Source organism: Amycolatopsis panacis (assembly GCF_003600245.1).
In the GTDB taxonomy this organism is placed as follows: Bacteria; Actinomycetota; Actinomycetes; order Mycobacteriales; family Pseudonocardiaceae; genus Amycolatopsis; species Amycolatopsis sulphurea.
Genome location: NZ_QZFV01000120.1, coordinates 82,896 through 97,960, shown reverse-complemented (window position 1 = coordinate 97,960; position 15,065 = coordinate 82,896). Strand labels below are relative to the sequence as shown.

Here is a 15,065-nt window from a genome sequence, read left to right as displayed (position 1 = left end):
ATGCCCACGGTGGTGATCGCCGGGCACGGGATGGTCGCGCACCGGCTGGTGGAATCGATCCGCGCGGCGGATCCGGCCGGTGCCTGGCGGATCGTGGTGCTGGCCGAGGAATCCCGCCCGGCGTACGACCGGGTGGCGCTGACCTCCTATGTGGACAGCTGGGATCCGGCCGCGCTCGCACTGCCCGGCTCGGACTATCCCGGTGACGACGCGGTGGAGCTGCGGCTCGGTGACGCGGTAGTGTCGGTGGACCGGGAAGCGAAGACCGTCACGACCAGCGCCGGGCATGTCCAGCCCTATGACACACTCGTGCTCGCTACCGGGTCGCGCCCGTTCGTACCCCCGGTACCCGGGCACGATCTGGCGGGCGTGTTCGTGTACCGGACGATCGAAGACCTCGATGCGATCCGTGCCGCTGCCCACCAGCCGGGGCGGGGGCGTCGGGCGGCGTTGGTGGTCGGCGGTGGTCTGCTCGGCCTGGAAGCTGCGAAAGCTTTGCGGGATATGGGACTCTCGCCACACGTCGTGGAGATGGCGCCGCGCCTGATGCCGTTGCAGATCGACGATGGCGGCGGCGGGCTGCTGCGGCGCCTCATCACGAGTCTCGACGTGACTGTCCACACCGGAACGGCCACCGAGGCGATCGTGCCGGACGGGAAACGGTTGCTGGCTCGGCTCGGCAACGGTACCGAGCTGGATGTGGACCTGGTGGTCTTCTCCGCGGGCGTCCGTCCGCGTGACGAGCTGGCGCGTTCGTCCGGGCTGGAACTCGGCGAACGAGGCGGGGTGCTGGTCGACGCGACCTGTCGTACCAGCGATCCTTCGGTCTACGCGATCGGCGAGTGCGCGGCCGTCGAAGGCCGGGTCTACGGGATCGTGGCGCCGGGCTATGCGATGGCCGAGGTGGTCGCGGTGCAGCTGACCGGTGGCGTGGCGACCTTCCCTGAGCCGGACACCGCGACGAAGCTCAAGCTGATGGGAGTCGACGTCGCCAGCTTCGGTGACGCGCATGCGGCCACCGAGGGTGCGCTGGAGGTCGCGGTGAACGACGCCGTGGCCGGGACTTACAAGAAGCTCGTGGTCACTGACGACGGGAAGACGCTGCTCGGCGGAGTTCTCGTCGGCGATGCGGCGGAGTACAACACGTTGCGTGCTCTGGTCGGCCGTGCACTGCCTGCTGGCCCGGGCGCGTTGCTCGCCCCGGCTGGAGGCGGCGCGGCCGTCGGGATTGATGCGCTGCCCGCCGAGGCGCAGATCTGTTCGTGCAACGGGGTGTCCAAGGGTGCTCTCACGCACGCTGTCACCGAGAACGGTTGCGATTCGGTCGGAAAGCTCAAGGCGTGCACGCGCGCCGGTACCTCGTGTGGCTCCTGCGTGCCGATGCTGGCCAAGCTGCTCAATGCCTGCGGGGTGGAGCAGTCCAAGGCGGTGTGTGAGCACTTCGGACAGTCGCGGGCCGAGCTGTTCGAGATCGTGCGGGCCACCCGGATGACCACGTTCAGCGAGGTGATCAGCCGGTACGGCACCGGAACCGGCTGCGCGGTGTGCAAACCGGCAGTGGCGTCCATCCTGGCGACGCTGGGCAACGGGCACATCCTCGCCGGTGAGCAGGCCACGCTGCAGGACACCAACGACCGGTTCCTCGCCAACCTCCAGCGCAACGGCAGTTACTCGGTGGTGCCGCGGATTCCCGGCGGGGAGATCACCCCGGAGAAGCTGATGGTGATCGCCGAGGTCGCACAGGAATTCGGTCTGTACACGAAGATCACCGGCGGCCAGCGGATCGATCTGCTCGGGGCCACTGTGGACCAGCTGCCGGAGATCTGGCGCAGGCTGGTCGATGCCGGGTTCGAGTCCGGCCATGCCTACGGGAAATCTCTGCGCACGGTCAAATCCTGCGTCGGCTCCATGTGGTGCCGCTACGGCGTGCAGGACAGTGTCGCGCTCGCGATCGAACTGGAGCTGCGCTATCGCGGGTTGCGTTCACCGCACAAGATCAAAGCCGGAGTCTCGGGCTGCGCGAGGGAATGCGCCGAGGCGCGCGGTAAGGACTTCGGCGTGATCGCCACCGAGCACGGCTGGAATCTCTACGTGGGCGGAAACGGCGGTGCCAATCCCCGGCACGCGGAGCTTCTCCTGTCCGATGTGGATACCGAGATCTTGGTGCGGACCATCGACAGGTTCCTCATGTTCTACGTCCGCACCGCCGACCGGCTCCAACGCACCGCGCCGTGGATCGAGGAGCTGGACGGCGGGCTCGGCCACCTGCGTGCGGTCATCGTGGACGACAGCCTCGGCATCTGCGAGGACCTGGACGCGGCGATGGCCAAGCACGTCGAGAACTACGCCGACGAATGGCGAGGAGTGCTGGAGGATCCGGAAAAGCTGGCGCGGTTCAGTTCGTTCGTCAACGCGCCGGGCACGCCGGATCCGTCGATCTCGTTCCGTGCGGAGCGGGACCAGAAGGTGCCGGTGCTGCTGGGAGTTCCGGAGGTGAAGCAATGACGGTTTCCCTGGAGCGGACGTGGACGGTGGTCTGCCCGGCCGCGCGGGTAGCGGAGTTCGCGGGTGTCGCCGCGCTGGTGGACGGCGCGCAGATCGCGGTGTTCCACCTGCCCGGCGACCAGTGGTACGCAGTGTCCAATTGGGATCCTTGCAGTGGTGCGGCTGTGCTGTCCCGCGGCATTGTCGGGGACGCCGGGGGAGAGCCCGTGGTGGCGTCACCGGTCTACAAAGACCGGTTCTCCCTCCGTACCGGACGGTGCCTGGACGCGGACCAGCAGTCGGTTCCGGTGTACCCGGCGCGCGTGCGGTCGGGGATGGTCGAGGTGGGCTCTCCGTGACGGAGGTTCTTCCGCTGGCCGGTTTCGTCGCCGGAATCACCGCGGCGCGCCGGGCCGACGAGCTGGGCGCGCTTTTGGTGCGAAAGGGGGCGGAAGTGCGCTACGGCCCGGCGATCCGGATCGTCCCGTTGGCCGACGATACCGAACTGCGTGCGGCCACCGCACGTTTGCTCGATTCCCCAGTGGACGTTGTGGTGGCCACGACCGGGATCGGTTTCCGAGGATGGGTGGAAGCCGCCGAGGGGTGGGGACTCGGGGACGCCCTGCTCCGCCGGCTGTCCGCCGCTTCGCTGCTGGCTCGTGGCCCGAAAGCGACCGGTGCCCTACGCTCCGCCGGGCTCGCGGAGGACTACTCCCCGGCGTCCGAAAGCAACGCCGAACTGCTGACGCACCTTCTTGAGTCCGGTGTGGAGGGACGTCGAGTCGCGGTGCAGCTGCATGGCGAGCCGCTTCCGTACTTTGTGGATGCACTGCGTTCGGCTGGTGCGGAGGTGATCGAGATTCCGGTCTATCGCTGGGTCGGCCCGGCGGATCCGGCGCCATTGGACCGGCTGCTGGACGCGGTGCTCGACGGCGGCGTGGACGCGTTGCCGTTCACGAGCGCTCCTGCGGTGGCCTCCACGCTGGCGATGGCTCGCCGCACCGGACGGTTCCCGGCACTCGTCGATGCGCTGACGACGCGGGTTGTCGTGGCCTGCGTCGGCCCGATCACCGCCGGGCCGCTGGCCGCGCTCGGCGTGCCGACCGTGCAGCCGCAGCGGTCGCGGATCGGCGCGCTGGCCAGGACCGTCGCGGAAGCACTGGCGAATGGATCGCCCCGGCTTTATGCGGCGGAGCACGTTCTCGAACTGCGCGGAAACGGGGCGCTGATGGACGGCGAGTGGCGGGAGATCGCTCCCGCGCCGATGGCGTTGCTGCGCGCGCTGGCGCGCAATCCCGGGCACGTGATGTCCCGGAGGGAGCTTTCGGCAGCGCTGCCGTCGGGTGGCGAGGAACATGCGGTGGAAACCGCGATCGGCCGCCTGCGGACGTCGCTGGGTGGCGCGGGAGTGGTGCAGACCGTGGTGAAACGGGGGTACCGGCTGGCGGTGCCGGACCGCTAACATCCGGTAGTTGTGGAGATGGCTGCCCTTCCGCCCGGCACGGTGACGTTGTCCGACCGGCGGACGCAACGGAAGTGGACTGTGGAGGTGGCGGCGTTCGAACTGGCGCCGGTACCGGTCACTCGTGCGCAGTACACCGGAGTGTCCGATGTGGAGGGTCGATTACCCGCGGTGGAGGTGTCCTGGTGGGACGCCGTGCGATTCTGCAATGCACAGTCCGAACGCGACGGACTGCCTCCCGTGTACCGAATCGAGGGAGCGACCGTGCACTGGGATCGTTCCGCTCCCGGATACCGGCTGCCCACCGAGGCGGAATGGGAACACGCCTGCCGGGCGGGCACCACCGGCCCGCGATACGGCAACCTGCCCGAGATCGCCTGGTACCGCGGCAACTCCGGGGATCGGCCGCACCCGGTGGCCGGGAAAATCCCGAATGCGTGGGGCCTGCACGACCTGCTCGGCAACACCTGGGACTGGTGCTGGGATCGCTACGATCCGGCGGTGTATGGCGAATACCACGTGCTGAAGGGCGGCGGCTGGGCGGACGAGCACTGGAGCTGCCGGGTATCGGTCCGACGGCGCAGCCATCCCGAATACCGGGTCGACGACGTGGGGTTCCGGCTGGCTCGCGGCGGGCATCCGGGGTAGTGGCGCGGCGAGGTCAGGATTCCCGCCAGGCGAGGACCCGCGTCGCGTGCAGGGTGAGCCACTTCGACGGTTCGCCCACAGGCGCGTCGATCTCGAACCACACTTCGCCGCGCAACGGTCCTTCCTGCAGCCAACGGCCGTCCGGCCGCCGGGCGGCGCGGATCAGCTCGATTGCCTCCGCCATCCGCGGATCCGGTGCAGTACCGTCCAATAGAGACGCCTCGCGGAAGTACGAGGCTGCGTTGAGCGCGCTGTACAGCCAGCGAAACGGGTAGCCGAAATGGTTCACCCACTCGCCGACACGCTCCCCAGTGGACAGTCGATGCAGGAGTTTGCGTTCGAGCAGGTACTCCTCGCCCGTCCGCTGGGCGGCGCGGGTGGCCTCGGTGCCTCCGGTCGCCTGGTGGTAGGCGAGCAGGCCTTTGAGCGAATTGATCGTGGAATGGAAGGACGAGCGGGTCGAGCCTTCGACCCATGCACAGTTCCAGCCGCCGTCGGGCAGGCGGTGCTCGACGAACCAGTCGGCGATCCCGCGCACGTCCGCGCCGAGCCAGAGCCCGTTCGCCAGCGTCCAGGCGTTGATACAGCAGTCGACTTCGCCGCCCCAGTACGGCAGATCGTGGTATTCCCACCGGCTGTTCTCGGCGAGCAACTCGGCCGTTCCGCGCAGCACCGACGCGTCCACGCCCCATTCGCGCAGGGAATACAGTGATCAGGTGGTCGCGGTCCAGGGCTGGCCGGTTTTCTCGTCCCGGGAAGCGAAATCGGCCGGGAAGAACGCGCCGCCCGCCCATTGGCCGTCAGGGTCCTGAAGCGACAGCAGCCGCGCGCCGAACCCTTCGGTCGCCACCCGCGCCCGGGTCGCCTGCCAGACCTCCGGCGGGGCACCGGCCAGGTCCCGTTCGACCTGCCAGCGCAACGCCGGATCGGAATCGAGCAGCCAGTCGAGTACCGTCATGGGCCGACTGTAAGCCAAACCTGGACGAACTCAGCGATACTTGGTCTCGGTCATTGACGCCGGTCGCCCCTGGTCTATGGCGCCGTGGGGTTGTACCTCGCGATGAAATGGCCAGTGGAGCCGTTGAGCGGGCCGGCGTGGTTCCGCGGATCGGTGAATAACGCCGCGGGGAGGAATCCGGCGAGGGTCGCGTAGAGTTCCAGCTCGCGGGGGAACAGGACTCGGCGTTGGATGCGGTCGGTTTCGGTGGCGCCGTTGTCGAGCCGCCAGGTGCGGTGCACGGTGGCGATCTGGGTGCGGGCGTCCCAGCTGTGCTCGGTGCTCACCTCGGCGTGGATGCCTGCCGTCTCAACGCGGCTGCGGGTGGGTGCGGCGATGAGGGTGGGGGCGGTCTGGGTGACGATGATCAGCAGGGTGCCGGGGTCGGCGTGGGCCGCGAACGTGGCGAAGGCGGCGCGGATTTCGTCGTTGGGGTGCAGATAGGCCAGGGTGTTGCCGAGGCAGAGGATCGTGTCGAACGCGCGGCCCAGCCGGATCGTGCGCAGGTCGCCGACGCGCAGGTCCAACTCGGGGTGCTGGTCGCGTGCGTAGGCTATGAGCGCTGGCTGGAGATCCACGCCGACGCGGTCGTGGCTGCCGGCGAATGCGGCGAGGTCGCGGGCGGTACCGCAGCCGAGGTCGAGAATACGCCCAGCAGAGCCGGTCGTCCCGTACTGGTCGATGAGGCGTTGGCAGGTCGCGGCTGTGGTGCTGTCGCGAGTGAGGGCGTCGTAGAGGTCGGGGCGCCGATAGGCGATGTTGTGCTCGGCCAGGTTCATGCGACCGGAGCGGAGTCAGGAGCCAGCAGGGACCGCAGGCCGGCTTCGAGGACGAGGGTGTCGCACAGCACGGACGGCACGGTAGCGCTCTGACGCGCGTCGCGCACGGTGCGCTGGAGCCCGTCGGGGTCGATGAAGCCCTGGTCGGCGAGGAGCATGCCCTCGGCGAGTAGACGTTCGGCCAACGGCAGCCCGTGGTGGCGCAGGCCATACTGCATGAGGTCCCGGAAGTGCTCCGTGCGCTGGGGGTGGGTGACGAACGAGGGCAGGCCGGCGCGGGTGAGGAAGTCGCGGTAGAGCTTCTTGCCGCGACGCACCCCGAGCGGGAGTTGCTCGGCGAAGCGCACCAGACGGGGATGGGTGAAGGGCGTGACCGGCCAGATTCCCGCGCGAAGGTAAGCGGGGTGGTGGATGGCAAACCCCATCAAGGTCGGTGTCGGCAGCACGGCCGACGGCGCCAGGTTGTCGTCGATCGCGGCGATGGCGTCTCGGGTCCGCGGCCCCAGCCAGGACACTTCGGCCAGGCTCTGGGGTGGCGGCGGAGGCAGTTCGTCGATCCGGGGTGCCATGATCTCGTCTCCGCCGTTGCCGGTCAGCATGATCGTGACACCACGGTCAGCAGCGCGGCTGGCGAGGGCTTCGAACGCTTCGCGGTAAAACTCGCCCCGGGGATCGTGCGCGACACCGCTGGCCCTGATGCCACCAGCGCAGAACGGGGCATGCTCGTGCGCTCGCAGGACGTCGTCTGTCGCGCCGACACGCTCGGCGATCGCGACGCGGCGGCGATGCTGCTCGGCGCCGAGGGCTCCCCCGACAAGGAGCCCGAAGGTTCGCAGCGTCGGCGCTCCCGACTGGTGCGCGGCGACTGCGACCGTGGCAGAGTCCAGGCCGCCGGACAGTTCCAGCCCCATCATGGCTCCACTGGCGCGCCACGGGTGCAATGCCTCCGCGAGCAGGTAGGCGAGTCCATCGCGGGGGTCGGCGCCGGAGCGCAGGTCCCGCGCGTGCGTGACGTGCTCGGCAGGGACCGGATACGTGAGCTGGCAGCCCGCCGTGGTGAACGTCGCGATCGCGCGTTCGGTCAACATCGTCACGTCAGTGAACAGAGTGTCGCTGCTGTAGCGGTGCCGCCTGGTCAAGACCCGTGCCACGGCACGATCCTGTAGCCGCGACGGCCGGAGGAAGCGGCGCAGCGCGGGCAGGTCCCAGCTCCCGTGCAGTATCTCGCCGTCGGCGGCCAGGTACAGCGGTACGGTGCCGCCGACGCCGGCGGTGAGGGTGACCCGCCCCGGCTGCATGTGTAATACCAGTGCGTCGCCACGGGAAAGGGCCTCGTCGGAAAGCGCTGGTTCTGCCAACGTCACCCGGCTGGAGAGGTCACGCACCAGGATCGCGGTCCCTTGCGCGTGGTAGTCGAACTCGTGACGCAGCGCCGGGTGGAAGATCGGCTGGACCCAGCTTTCGCCGCAGCGCCATCGATCGCTGTCCCAGTGCCACGCCGGTCTGGTCAGGTCGGCCAGCGCCAGGCGGAAGGAAAGCATGTGGGGTCAGGTCCCTTCCATCGTGCGGCTCAGGCAGCGCGAGCCGCCCGAGCCGCAGAGGATGTGGCATACGGTCAGCTGACGCAGCGGTCGCCCTTGTCGTTGCCGTCGCCAGGCATCTTCGGCACGTAGAGGCTCTCCGACGAGGGCACACCGAGCACCAGGTCTCCGGTGAACATCGCGTCCAGGTCCATCTCGACTCCTTCGTGTGCTGAACCCGTGGCAAGCCGGGCAGGCTCGCCGTGGTGAACGCGCCGATTGACGCGCTTACCTCATCTCACCAGCGCGTTTGCCGCAGTTCGACCCCGGATGGCGGGCGGGCGGTACCCGAATAGTGGACGTTGCGGGGACAGGCGGTGGACGTCGGCGGCTGCCCAGCGTCCCGGCTCGCTTACGGTGTGCATATGGCTGGCTCCGCTGACCCGTTCCGCGCGCCGAACGAGACCTTGATCGCCCTGCGGCTCGAGCGAGGCCTGTCGCAGCAGGAGCTGGCCGAGGAACTCAACCGGCTGGCAACCACGAAGCACCACCGGTACCTGACGCTGACCAAGAAGTCGGTCTACCGGTGGGAATCCGGGGAGACGGAATCCCCGAAGCGGCTCTACCAGCGACTACTCGCCGAGTACTTCGGCGTCGCCATCACCGAACTCGGTTTCCCTCGACCCCGGATCCAGACCAGCCGGCCGCCCGGCACCCCCGAGGCTGCCGCCATACCCACGACGCAGGAGACGGAGCCGGACGTCGTGGCAGATCGGCAACGTTGGCTCGCGGTCCGCACCGCGCTCGGCGGCACCCGCCGAGCGCTCGCGGTCGTCGCCGAGGACCTCTACCCGGATTACCGCGTTCCCGGGCTGGAGCACACCGGCGTGATCACCCGGCCGGACTGGATCCCGGCCACGCCGATACCGCTGGGTGCTGTGACCCTGACGCTGGACTCCGACGCCGCCCAGCCGGTGCTTACCGGTGGCGAACCCGAGACCGCCGCCGTACGACCGCTGGTCACGCCCACGCGGCGGTTTCGCCGCTACCACGATGCGATCCGCGAACTCGCCGCGCCGCGGTTGTTCGAGAACAGGTTGTGCTTCCGGCTGACCGGGCTGGACCGATCAGCGCGCGCGATCCGGATGACCTTCGGGCACATGGGCTTTTTCGACTCGATGGACACCAACGAGGCGCTCGCGCACGAAACCGCACTGCACCACCTGAGTCGGGATCAACACGACCAAGTGATCACCACCAAACCGTCGTGGCGGAACCTGGCCTTCCGCAAGCTGATCGCCGACCCGTCCGACCTGACTCGCCGTCCGCTCATGGGCGCCGTCGGTACCCTCACGATCCGCGGCGGCGAATCCCCCAGCATGGTGCTCCATCAGCGAGACGGCGGACGAGTCGCCGGCGGCGGTGGCATGACCCACCTCGTGCCAGCCGGGATCTTCCAGCCCTCCAGCGTCCTGCCCGCCGCAGTTGCCGGGGACTTCTCCTTGTGGCGCAACATCGAACGGGAACTCGCCGAGGAACTTCTCGGGCACGACGAATACGACGGCAGCGGACATCCCATCGCCTACAGCGAACTCGAACCCTTTGCCACCCTTGATGATGCCTACTGTCGCGGCGACATCCGGGTCTGGTACCTCGGCCTCACACTCGACGCGCTGACCCTCTGCGGAGACATCCTGACCGTCGCAGTCATCGAGCCGGATCTCTACGACACCATGTTCGCCAATGCCGTCAGCTCGAACTCCGAAGGCGCAGTCTCGACCCGCGCCCTCCCATTCGAACAGACACGCTACGCGACCTCCGGGAACAGGGCCGCCTCTCACCGGGCGCCGCCGCAGCACTACATCTGGCGTGGACCCACCGCGCGACGTTCTTTCCCCGGTAAGGCCACCTGGCACAGGGAATTCGTGGAACTGCGGCGCCGTGCCGCCTGCTGGTGCGGCGGGTCTCGTCGTGGATTTTGGATCTCCACATGCCGTTGGCGCGCTTGAGTTTCGGGGCAGTGGGAGCCGGGCCGCCTCCTACGCCCAGTCGACGGCGAAGTCCCGGAATCCGCGGGCGGCAGCGGCCCGTTCGGCTTCGGCTTCGAGGTCAGCGCGGTCTTTGCCCCGTAACGGGTCGAAGGCGGTGACGGTGAACCGCAGCCGTTTGCCACTGGCCTTCGTGCGCCAGACGCCGAGGATCTCGCCGTCCACCAGCACCGCGCCGGGGCTGCCGATGATCTTCCAGACTTCCTTGGCGCGTGCCTTGTCCGGAACGAGCACCGCCTTGTCGCGACCCTGGGTGAACGGGTCGAGCGGCGGCAGCAGCCGGACACCGCGTGGGGTGGGCGGATTCTCCAGTGCTGTCAGCTGATCCGTGGGCACGAAAGTACGCCGCCCGGCCACGCGGACCTCGGTGAGCCGGTCCGAGGGCCATATCTCGGTGACGCACGAGCGTGCGGAACCGGTGAACCCGGCGGCGTCCCCGGGCGTCGCCGGACCGTTGAATCGGAGGTAGCGCTCCAGTACCCGGGCCGCGGCCTCCGGTGCCGGGCTGGTGGACATGCGCTCACGGCCTTCGAGCGGTGCGAGGGTCGCCGGTGTCTGGCCCGCTTCCAGCCGGACTCCACCGTGGACAGTCGCCAGCCGCATCAGCTGTTCGTGTACGTGGGTGGCGCCGCAGCCGCGACACCAGCGGGAGAACGACGGCGGTATCAGCTTCGTGATCGCGGCGCTCACGGCGCCTTTGGTCATCGGGCGGGTCACGACTTTGCGAATGGCGCGCGCGGTTTCGAAGAGAACGTCCACAGCGGACACTCCGGTGTCGCTCAGCTCCTTCTTCTGCCACATCATCCGGGAAAGGGCGTCCTGATCGTTGAGCGGGACCAATGCGGACACCAGTTCCGGAAGCTCGGTCCGCCGGTGGAAGTGCGGTGCGCCGCGGTGCGACCACACGAGGGCGAGCCGGTCATCGTCCACAAGAGACTCCGGAGTGACCGGGGTGGACAGCCGGGCGGCGAGGGAGAGCAGGGCGGTGTCGCGCATGCTGTCCTGCAGGCCGAGATCGAGCAACGGCAGTTCGGTCACCTCGCCGGCGGACCGGTGCAGCCCGTGTTCGGCGATCCGGTAGGCCAAGGCCTGTTCGCGTGGTATGTCCGGCATGGCGTCTCTCCTTCGGTACGAGAAGTCTAAGCCAGCCGCGGGAATACGCGCACCAGAACGGGCGCGGCCTGCCCGGTGCCGAGTTGCTCCCGCAGCCGGGCGGAGCCGTCCGGGAGGAACGGGGCGAGTTCGGCGGCCAGGATCCGGCAGGTTCGGATCGCGGTGCCGAGCGCCCGGCCCAGTTCCTCGCCGTCGAGCGTCCACGGCTTGGCGTACTCGACGAACCGGTTGGCGCCGGCGATCACGTCGACCAGCGCGGTGGTCGCCGCGCGGAAGTCGAAGCGGGCCAACGCGGAATCGATTCGAGCGGCCAGCGTCACCGCGCTGTCGAGCGGTGGCGCGTCGGCGACGCGGCCTCCGTGACGCCGGTGCGTGAGCGACAGCACGCGGTGGGCCAGGTTGCCCAGGCCATTGGCCAATTCCTGATCGGCCCTGGCGACCAGCCGCGCCTCGGTGAAATCGGTTTCACCGAGCGCCGGCACCTCGCGCAGCAGCCACCAGCGCACGGCGTCCACGCCGTACCGGTCGATCAGCTCGACGGGCCGGATCGCGTTACCGGCGCTTTTGGCGATCTTCGCCCCGTTCACAGTCAGGTAGTCATGTACGAAGATGGTGTCCGGCAACGGTTCTCCCGCCGACAGCAGCAACGCGGGCCAGCACACGGCGTGGAACCGCAAGATCCCCTTGCCGATCACGTGCACGCGTTCGGCAGCGCCGGCCCAGCGCGTGGGGTTCGCGGTGAGGTAGCCGGCCAGCGCGTCCCACCAGACGTAGATCACCTGGCTCGGATCGCCGGGGACCGGGATGCCCCAGCCGTCCGAGCGCGCGGCGGGCCGGGACACGCTGAGGTCGGCCAGCCCGGCACGCACGAAGGCCACCGCCTCCCGGCGCCGCGCAGCCGGTTCGATCCGGATCCGGCCGGATTCCAGCAGGTCCAGGATCCGGTCGCGATAGCGGGAAAGGCGGAAGAACCAGTTCCGCTCGGTCACCGGCTCGGGCGGGACGCGGTGCTCGGGACACCGTCGGTCGACCAGCTCGTCTTCGGCGTAGAATTGTTCGCAGCCCGCGCAGTACCGGCCTTGGTAATCACGCAGGTAGAAGTCGCTTCGCGCGGCGCCGGCCTGCCACAACCGGCGGACTCCGTCGGGGTGCCGCTGGTCGGTGCTGGTGCGGATGAAGTCGTCGACGGCGAGGCCGAGCGGCTCTCCCAGGGCGGCGAACCGGGCGGCGCCGCGGTCCACGAACTCCCGCACGGGCAAACCCTCCGCCTTTGCCGTGGTGACGTTCTTGAGCGCGTTGTCGTCCGTGCCCGTCTGGAGGTGGACGGGGTGCCCGCGGAGCCGCCGATGCCGGGCGATCACATCGGCCTGGACCAGTTCGAGTGCGTGTCCGAGGTGCGGTTCGGCGTTGACGTACGGGATGGCGGTGGTGATGCAGCAGGTCATCGTGTTCCTCTCCGCCCGGCCTTCGGCGGAGAGGGAAACCCCGGCGCGGGCCGGGACTCGATCTGGTGTCAGCGCACGCCGACGGACCCCGGGACGGGGTTCGGCATCGGCTTCGAGTACGTGCGCATGCCCGCATCGTGACAGAGCCATCGGCCGTCGCTCACCCGCTTTTCCGGGCACCACCCGTCGCCGTTCAGCCGATCCGGTGGTCGAAGGTGTAGGTGACGGCGTCCTCACCGTGTACCCCGTGCGCGGTTCCGCTGCCGGAGAGGCCGGTCAGTTCGCCCGTGCCGGAGCCGGGCACGACCTCGAACGTGGACCGCACCGTCTCCAGATCGAAGCTCCATTCGTGCCGGACCAGGAAGGTGCCGCGGCGGCCGGCGAGGGTGCCGTCGAACCGTTCGAATCCGGGTGACGTGGTGCCGCCGCCGTCGTAGCCCTCGCCGGGGTAGTACAGCAGGTAATCACTGGTCGTTTCGCCCTCGAACTCGCCGGTGTAGGTCATCGCGGCGTGCACCGCGGCCACCCGTGGGCCGCCTTCGGTACCGCTGACCAGGTGCTCTTCCCATTTCGTCATGGTGAAAGTGTTCATGGGGGTAGTTCACCAGCCATTCCTGTCATCTTCTGTCAGGTATTTCGGCCATACTTGTCACCATGCGTGCCGGCCGTCTGCTCACCGCTCTTCTGCTGCTGCAGAACCGTGGCCGGATGACCGCCGAGGAGCTGGCCGCGGAGCTGGAGGTCTCGGTGCGCACGGTGTACCGGGACATCGAGGCGCTGTCCGCCTCGGGCGTGCCGGTGTACGCCGACCGCGGGCGCAACGGCGGCTATCAGCTCGTCGCCGGGTATCGGACCCGGCTGACCGGGCTCACCGAGGAGGAGGCGCAATCGCTTTCGTTGGCCGGGTTGCCGTCCGCGGCTGCGGAGCTGGGGCTGGGCACGGTGCTCGCGGCGGCCCAGCTGAAGCTGTCCGCGGCGTTGCCGCCGGAGCTGCGTGGCCGGGCCGGGCGAATCGCCGAACGGTTCCACCTCGACGTGCCGGGCTGGCACCGGGGTATCGAAAGCCTGCCGGTGCTGTCCGCCGTCGCCGACGCGGTGTGGTCGGCGCGCCGGATCCGGGTGCGCTACGAAAGGTGGGGACCGCGCGAGGTCGAACGCACGCTGGAGCCGCTCGGCCTGGTCCTCAAGGCGGGCAACTGGTATGTGGTTGCCCGCAGCGCCGCGGCCGAGCGCACCTACCGGGTCTCGCGCATCCGCGAGCTGACCGATCTCGGCGAGCAGTTCGAGCGACCGGCGGAATTCGACCTCGCCGGTTACTGGCAGGAGTGGTCCGCGCAGTTCGAACGGCGCATGTATTCACGGACCGCGACGGTGCGGCTGTCTCCGCGCGCGCAGGCTCTCGTACCGTTCTACGCGGGCAGTGTGGGTGCCCGGGCTTTGCAGGCGGCGCTCGACGGCGGGGCCGAACCCGACGGCGAGGGCTGGCTCACCATCCGGCTGCCGGTCGAGCCGGGGGAGCCGGCGATCGGCGAGTTGCTGCGCTTCGGCCCGCACCTGGAGGTGCTCGAACCCGCGGATCTGCGGGCAGAAGTGGCCGCGGCGATCGAGGAGATGGGCAGGATTCATGGCTGAACTGGACGGCGTACGGATCGGTGTCACCGCCGAACGCCGCGCGGACGACCTGATCGGCGCCCTGGTCCGATACGGCGCGGAGGTCCGGCACGCGCCGACCATCACGATCGTGCCCCTTGACGACGATCCTCAGCTACGCCGTGGCACGGAAGACGTCCTGACCGCGCCGGTCGGCTTCACCGCGATCACCACGGGTGCAGGGTTCCGCGGCTGGCTGGACGCTGCGGACGGCTGGGGGCGCAAGGACGAGTTGTTGCACGCTCTGTCTGCTTCGCGCATCTTCGCGCGCGGCCCGAAGGCTGTGGGCGCGTTACGCGGTGCGGGGTTGCGCGAGGAGTACTCAGCGCCCGACGAAAGCAACGAGGAACTCTTCGGCGTGCTCACCGCTGCGGGCGTCGCGGGCGTACGCGTCGCTGTGCAGCTGCACGGTACGACGCTGCCCGAGTTTCTCGACCCGCTTACTGCGGCAGGGGCCTCTGTAGTCGCCGTACAGCCTTACCGTTGGCATTCGCCGCCGAACACCGCGCCGGTGTTCTCCTTGATCCACGAAGTGCTGTCGGGCGAACTCGAAGCACTGGTGTTCACGAGCGCTCCCGCGGCGACCAACTTCCTCACCCTCGCCAACGAACTCGGCCGCGGCGACGAGCTACGCGCTGTGCTGCGCCGTGGCACGACCGTCTGCGCGTGCGTCGGACCGGTCACTGCGGCGCCGTTGGAAGCCGTCGGTATCCGTACGCTGCAACCCGAACGGCAGCGGCTGGGTGCGTTGGTGAAGCTGCTGGTCCGCCGTTTCGGAGGGCTGTGAAGGGACCCTTCACGGATGCTGAGGCCAGGGTTCCGGCAAAGTCGGTGTAGAGGTCCGTGAAGGGTCCCTTCACGGACTCTGAGTCTGTGAAGGGTCCCTTCACAGACCCGAAACCGGTCCGGCGCACGCTAC

14 protein-coding genes are annotated in these 15,065 nt (G+C 69.0%); 7 read left to right on the top strand and 7 right to left on the bottom strand.

Features of this window, described 5'->3' with window-relative positions:
- Genes nirB through D5S19_RS25940 form a run of 4 tightly spaced genes read left to right on the top strand, consistent with a single transcriptional unit; the run spans position 1 to position 4,594 of the window.
- Positions 1-2,505, top strand: a complete 2,505-nt coding sequence (gene nirB / locus D5S19_RS25955) for a nitrite reductase large subunit NirB (RefSeq protein WP_120025999.1) — start codon at positions 1-3, stop codon at positions 2,503-2,505.
- Positions 2,502-2,843, top strand: a complete 342-nt coding sequence (gene nirD, locus D5S19_RS25950) for a nitrite reductase small subunit NirD (RefSeq protein ID WP_120025998.1) — start codon at positions 2,502-2,504, stop codon at positions 2,841-2,843. Before nirB ends, nirD begins: the two co-directional genes overlap by 4 nt.
- Complete coding sequence (locus D5S19_RS25945) at positions 2,840-3,946, top strand: uroporphyrinogen-III synthase (RefSeq protein WP_120025997.1); 1,107 nt, start codon at positions 2,840-2,842, stop codon at positions 3,944-3,946. Before nirD ends, D5S19_RS25945 begins: the two co-directional genes overlap by 4 nt.
- 12 nt (positions 3,947-3,958) lie before the next feature.
- Entirely contained in the window at positions 3,959-4,594 is a 636-nt protein-coding gene (locus D5S19_RS25940; RefSeq protein WP_199730706.1) for a formylglycine-generating enzyme family protein, read from the top strand.
- A gap of 13 nt (positions 4,595-4,607) precedes the next feature.
- Here D5S19_RS25940 and D5S19_RS25935 read toward each other — a convergent pair whose 3' ends face one another.
- From D5S19_RS25935 to D5S19_RS25925, 4 genes are all read right to left on the bottom strand, one after another.
- The gene (locus D5S19_RS25935) at positions 4,608-5,279 is read right to left on the bottom strand and encodes a squalene cyclase (RefSeq protein ID WP_233574168.1); all 672 of its coding nucleotides are present in this window, start codon (positions 5,277-5,279) and stop codon (positions 4,608-4,610) included.
- A gap of 27 nt (positions 5,280-5,306) precedes the next feature.
- On the bottom strand, positions 5,307-5,552 hold the full coding sequence (locus D5S19_RS33345; RefSeq protein WP_233574167.1) for a hypothetical protein: 246 nt from the start codon (positions 5,550-5,552) through the stop codon (positions 5,307-5,309).
- Between the two features lie 74 nt (positions 5,553-5,626).
- On the bottom strand, positions 5,627-6,370 hold the full coding sequence (locus tag D5S19_RS25930; RefSeq protein WP_120025996.1) for a class I SAM-dependent methyltransferase: 744 nt from the start codon (positions 6,368-6,370) through the stop codon (positions 5,627-5,629).
- Complete coding sequence (locus tag D5S19_RS25925) at positions 6,367-7,911, bottom strand: asparagine synthase-related protein (protein WP_120025995.1); 1,545 nt, start codon at positions 7,909-7,911, stop codon at positions 6,367-6,369. Before D5S19_RS25925 ends, D5S19_RS25930 begins: the two co-directional genes overlap by 4 nt.
- A 404-nt stretch (positions 7,912-8,315) precedes the next feature.
- Here D5S19_RS25925 and D5S19_RS25920 point away from each other — a divergent pair, with 404 nt between their 5' ends.
- Positions 8,316-9,899, top strand: coding sequence for a helix-turn-helix domain-containing protein (locus D5S19_RS25920; RefSeq protein WP_233574166.1), 1,584 nt, complete (start codon positions 8,316-8,318; stop codon positions 9,897-9,899).
- A gap of 30 nt (positions 9,900-9,929) precedes the next feature.
- Here D5S19_RS25920 and D5S19_RS25915 read toward each other — a convergent pair whose 3' ends face one another.
- From D5S19_RS25915 to D5S19_RS25905, 3 genes are all read right to left on the bottom strand, one after another.
- Complete coding sequence (locus tag D5S19_RS25915; protein WP_120025994.1) at positions 9,930-11,051, bottom strand: winged helix DNA-binding domain-containing protein; 1,122 nt, start codon at positions 11,049-11,051, stop codon at positions 9,930-9,932.
- A gap of 26 nt (positions 11,052-11,077) precedes the next feature.
- Positions 11,078-12,496 carry a methionine--tRNA ligase gene (gene metG / locus D5S19_RS25910; RefSeq protein ID WP_120025993.1) on the bottom strand — a complete coding sequence of 473 codons (1,419 nt, stop codon included), beginning with the start codon at positions 12,494-12,496 and terminating at the stop codon, positions 11,078-11,080.
- Between the two features lie 193 nt (positions 12,497-12,689).
- Positions 12,690-13,088, bottom strand: a complete 399-nt coding sequence (locus D5S19_RS25905) for a DUF3224 domain-containing protein (RefSeq protein ID WP_120025992.1) — start codon at positions 13,086-13,088, stop codon at positions 12,690-12,692.
- Between the two features lie 62 nt (positions 13,089-13,150).
- On the opposite strand from D5S19_RS25905, the gene D5S19_RS25900 reads away from it, so the two are divergent.
- Both D5S19_RS25900 and D5S19_RS25895 read left to right on the top strand, forming a co-directional pair.
- A complete protein-coding gene (locus D5S19_RS25900) occupies positions 13,151-14,128 on the top strand; it encodes a helix-turn-helix transcriptional regulator (RefSeq protein WP_120025991.1) in 978 nt (325 codons plus the stop codon).
- A complete protein-coding gene (locus D5S19_RS25895; RefSeq protein ID WP_120025990.1) occupies positions 14,121-14,933 on the top strand; it encodes a uroporphyrinogen-III synthase in 813 nt (270 codons plus the stop codon). Before D5S19_RS25900 ends, D5S19_RS25895 begins: the two co-directional genes overlap by 8 nt.
- Positions 14,934-15,065 lie beyond the last annotated feature (132 nt).

What these genes read in the sequence shown, in the direction of transcription:
- D5S19_RS25915 (WP_120025994.1), bottom strand. Translation starts at nt 11,051, where the DNA reads ATGCCGGACATACCACGCGAACAGGCCTTGGCCTACCGGATCGCCGAA.
- nirB (WP_120025999.1), top strand. Translation starts at nt 1, where the DNA reads ATGCCCACGGTGGTGATCGCCGGGCACGGGATGGTCGCGCACCGGCTG.
- D5S19_RS25895 (WP_120025990.1), top strand. Translation starts at nt 14,121, where the DNA reads ATGGCTGAACTGGACGGCGTACGGATCGGTGTCACCGCCGAACGCCGC.
- metG (WP_120025993.1), bottom strand. Translation starts at nt 12,496, where the DNA reads ATGACCTGCTGCATCACCACCGCCATCCCGTACGTCAACGCCGAACCG.
- nirD (WP_120025998.1), top strand. Translation starts at nt 2,502, where the DNA reads ATGACGGTTTCCCTGGAGCGGACGTGGACGGTGGTCTGCCCGGCCGCG.
- D5S19_RS25925 (WP_120025995.1), bottom strand. Translation starts at nt 7,911, where the DNA reads ATGCTTTCCTTCCGCCTGGCGCTGGCCGACCTGACCAGACCGGCGTGG.
- D5S19_RS33345 (WP_233574167.1), bottom strand. Translation starts at nt 5,552, where the DNA reads ATGACGGTACTCGACTGGCTGCTCGATTCCGATCCGGCGTTGCGCTGG.
- D5S19_RS25930 (WP_120025996.1), bottom strand. Translation starts at nt 6,370, where the DNA reads ATGAACCTGGCCGAGCACAACATCGCCTATCGGCGCCCCGACCTCTAC.
- D5S19_RS25920 (WP_233574166.1), top strand. Translation starts at nt 8,316, where the DNA reads ATGGCTGGCTCCGCTGACCCGTTCCGCGCGCCGAACGAGACCTTGATC.
- D5S19_RS25905 (WP_120025992.1), bottom strand. Translation starts at nt 13,088, where the DNA reads ATGAACACTTTCACCATGACGAAATGGGAAGAGCACCTGGTCAGCGGT.
- D5S19_RS25900 (WP_120025991.1), top strand. Translation starts at nt 13,151, where the DNA reads ATGCGTGCCGGCCGTCTGCTCACCGCTCTTCTGCTGCTGCAGAACCGT.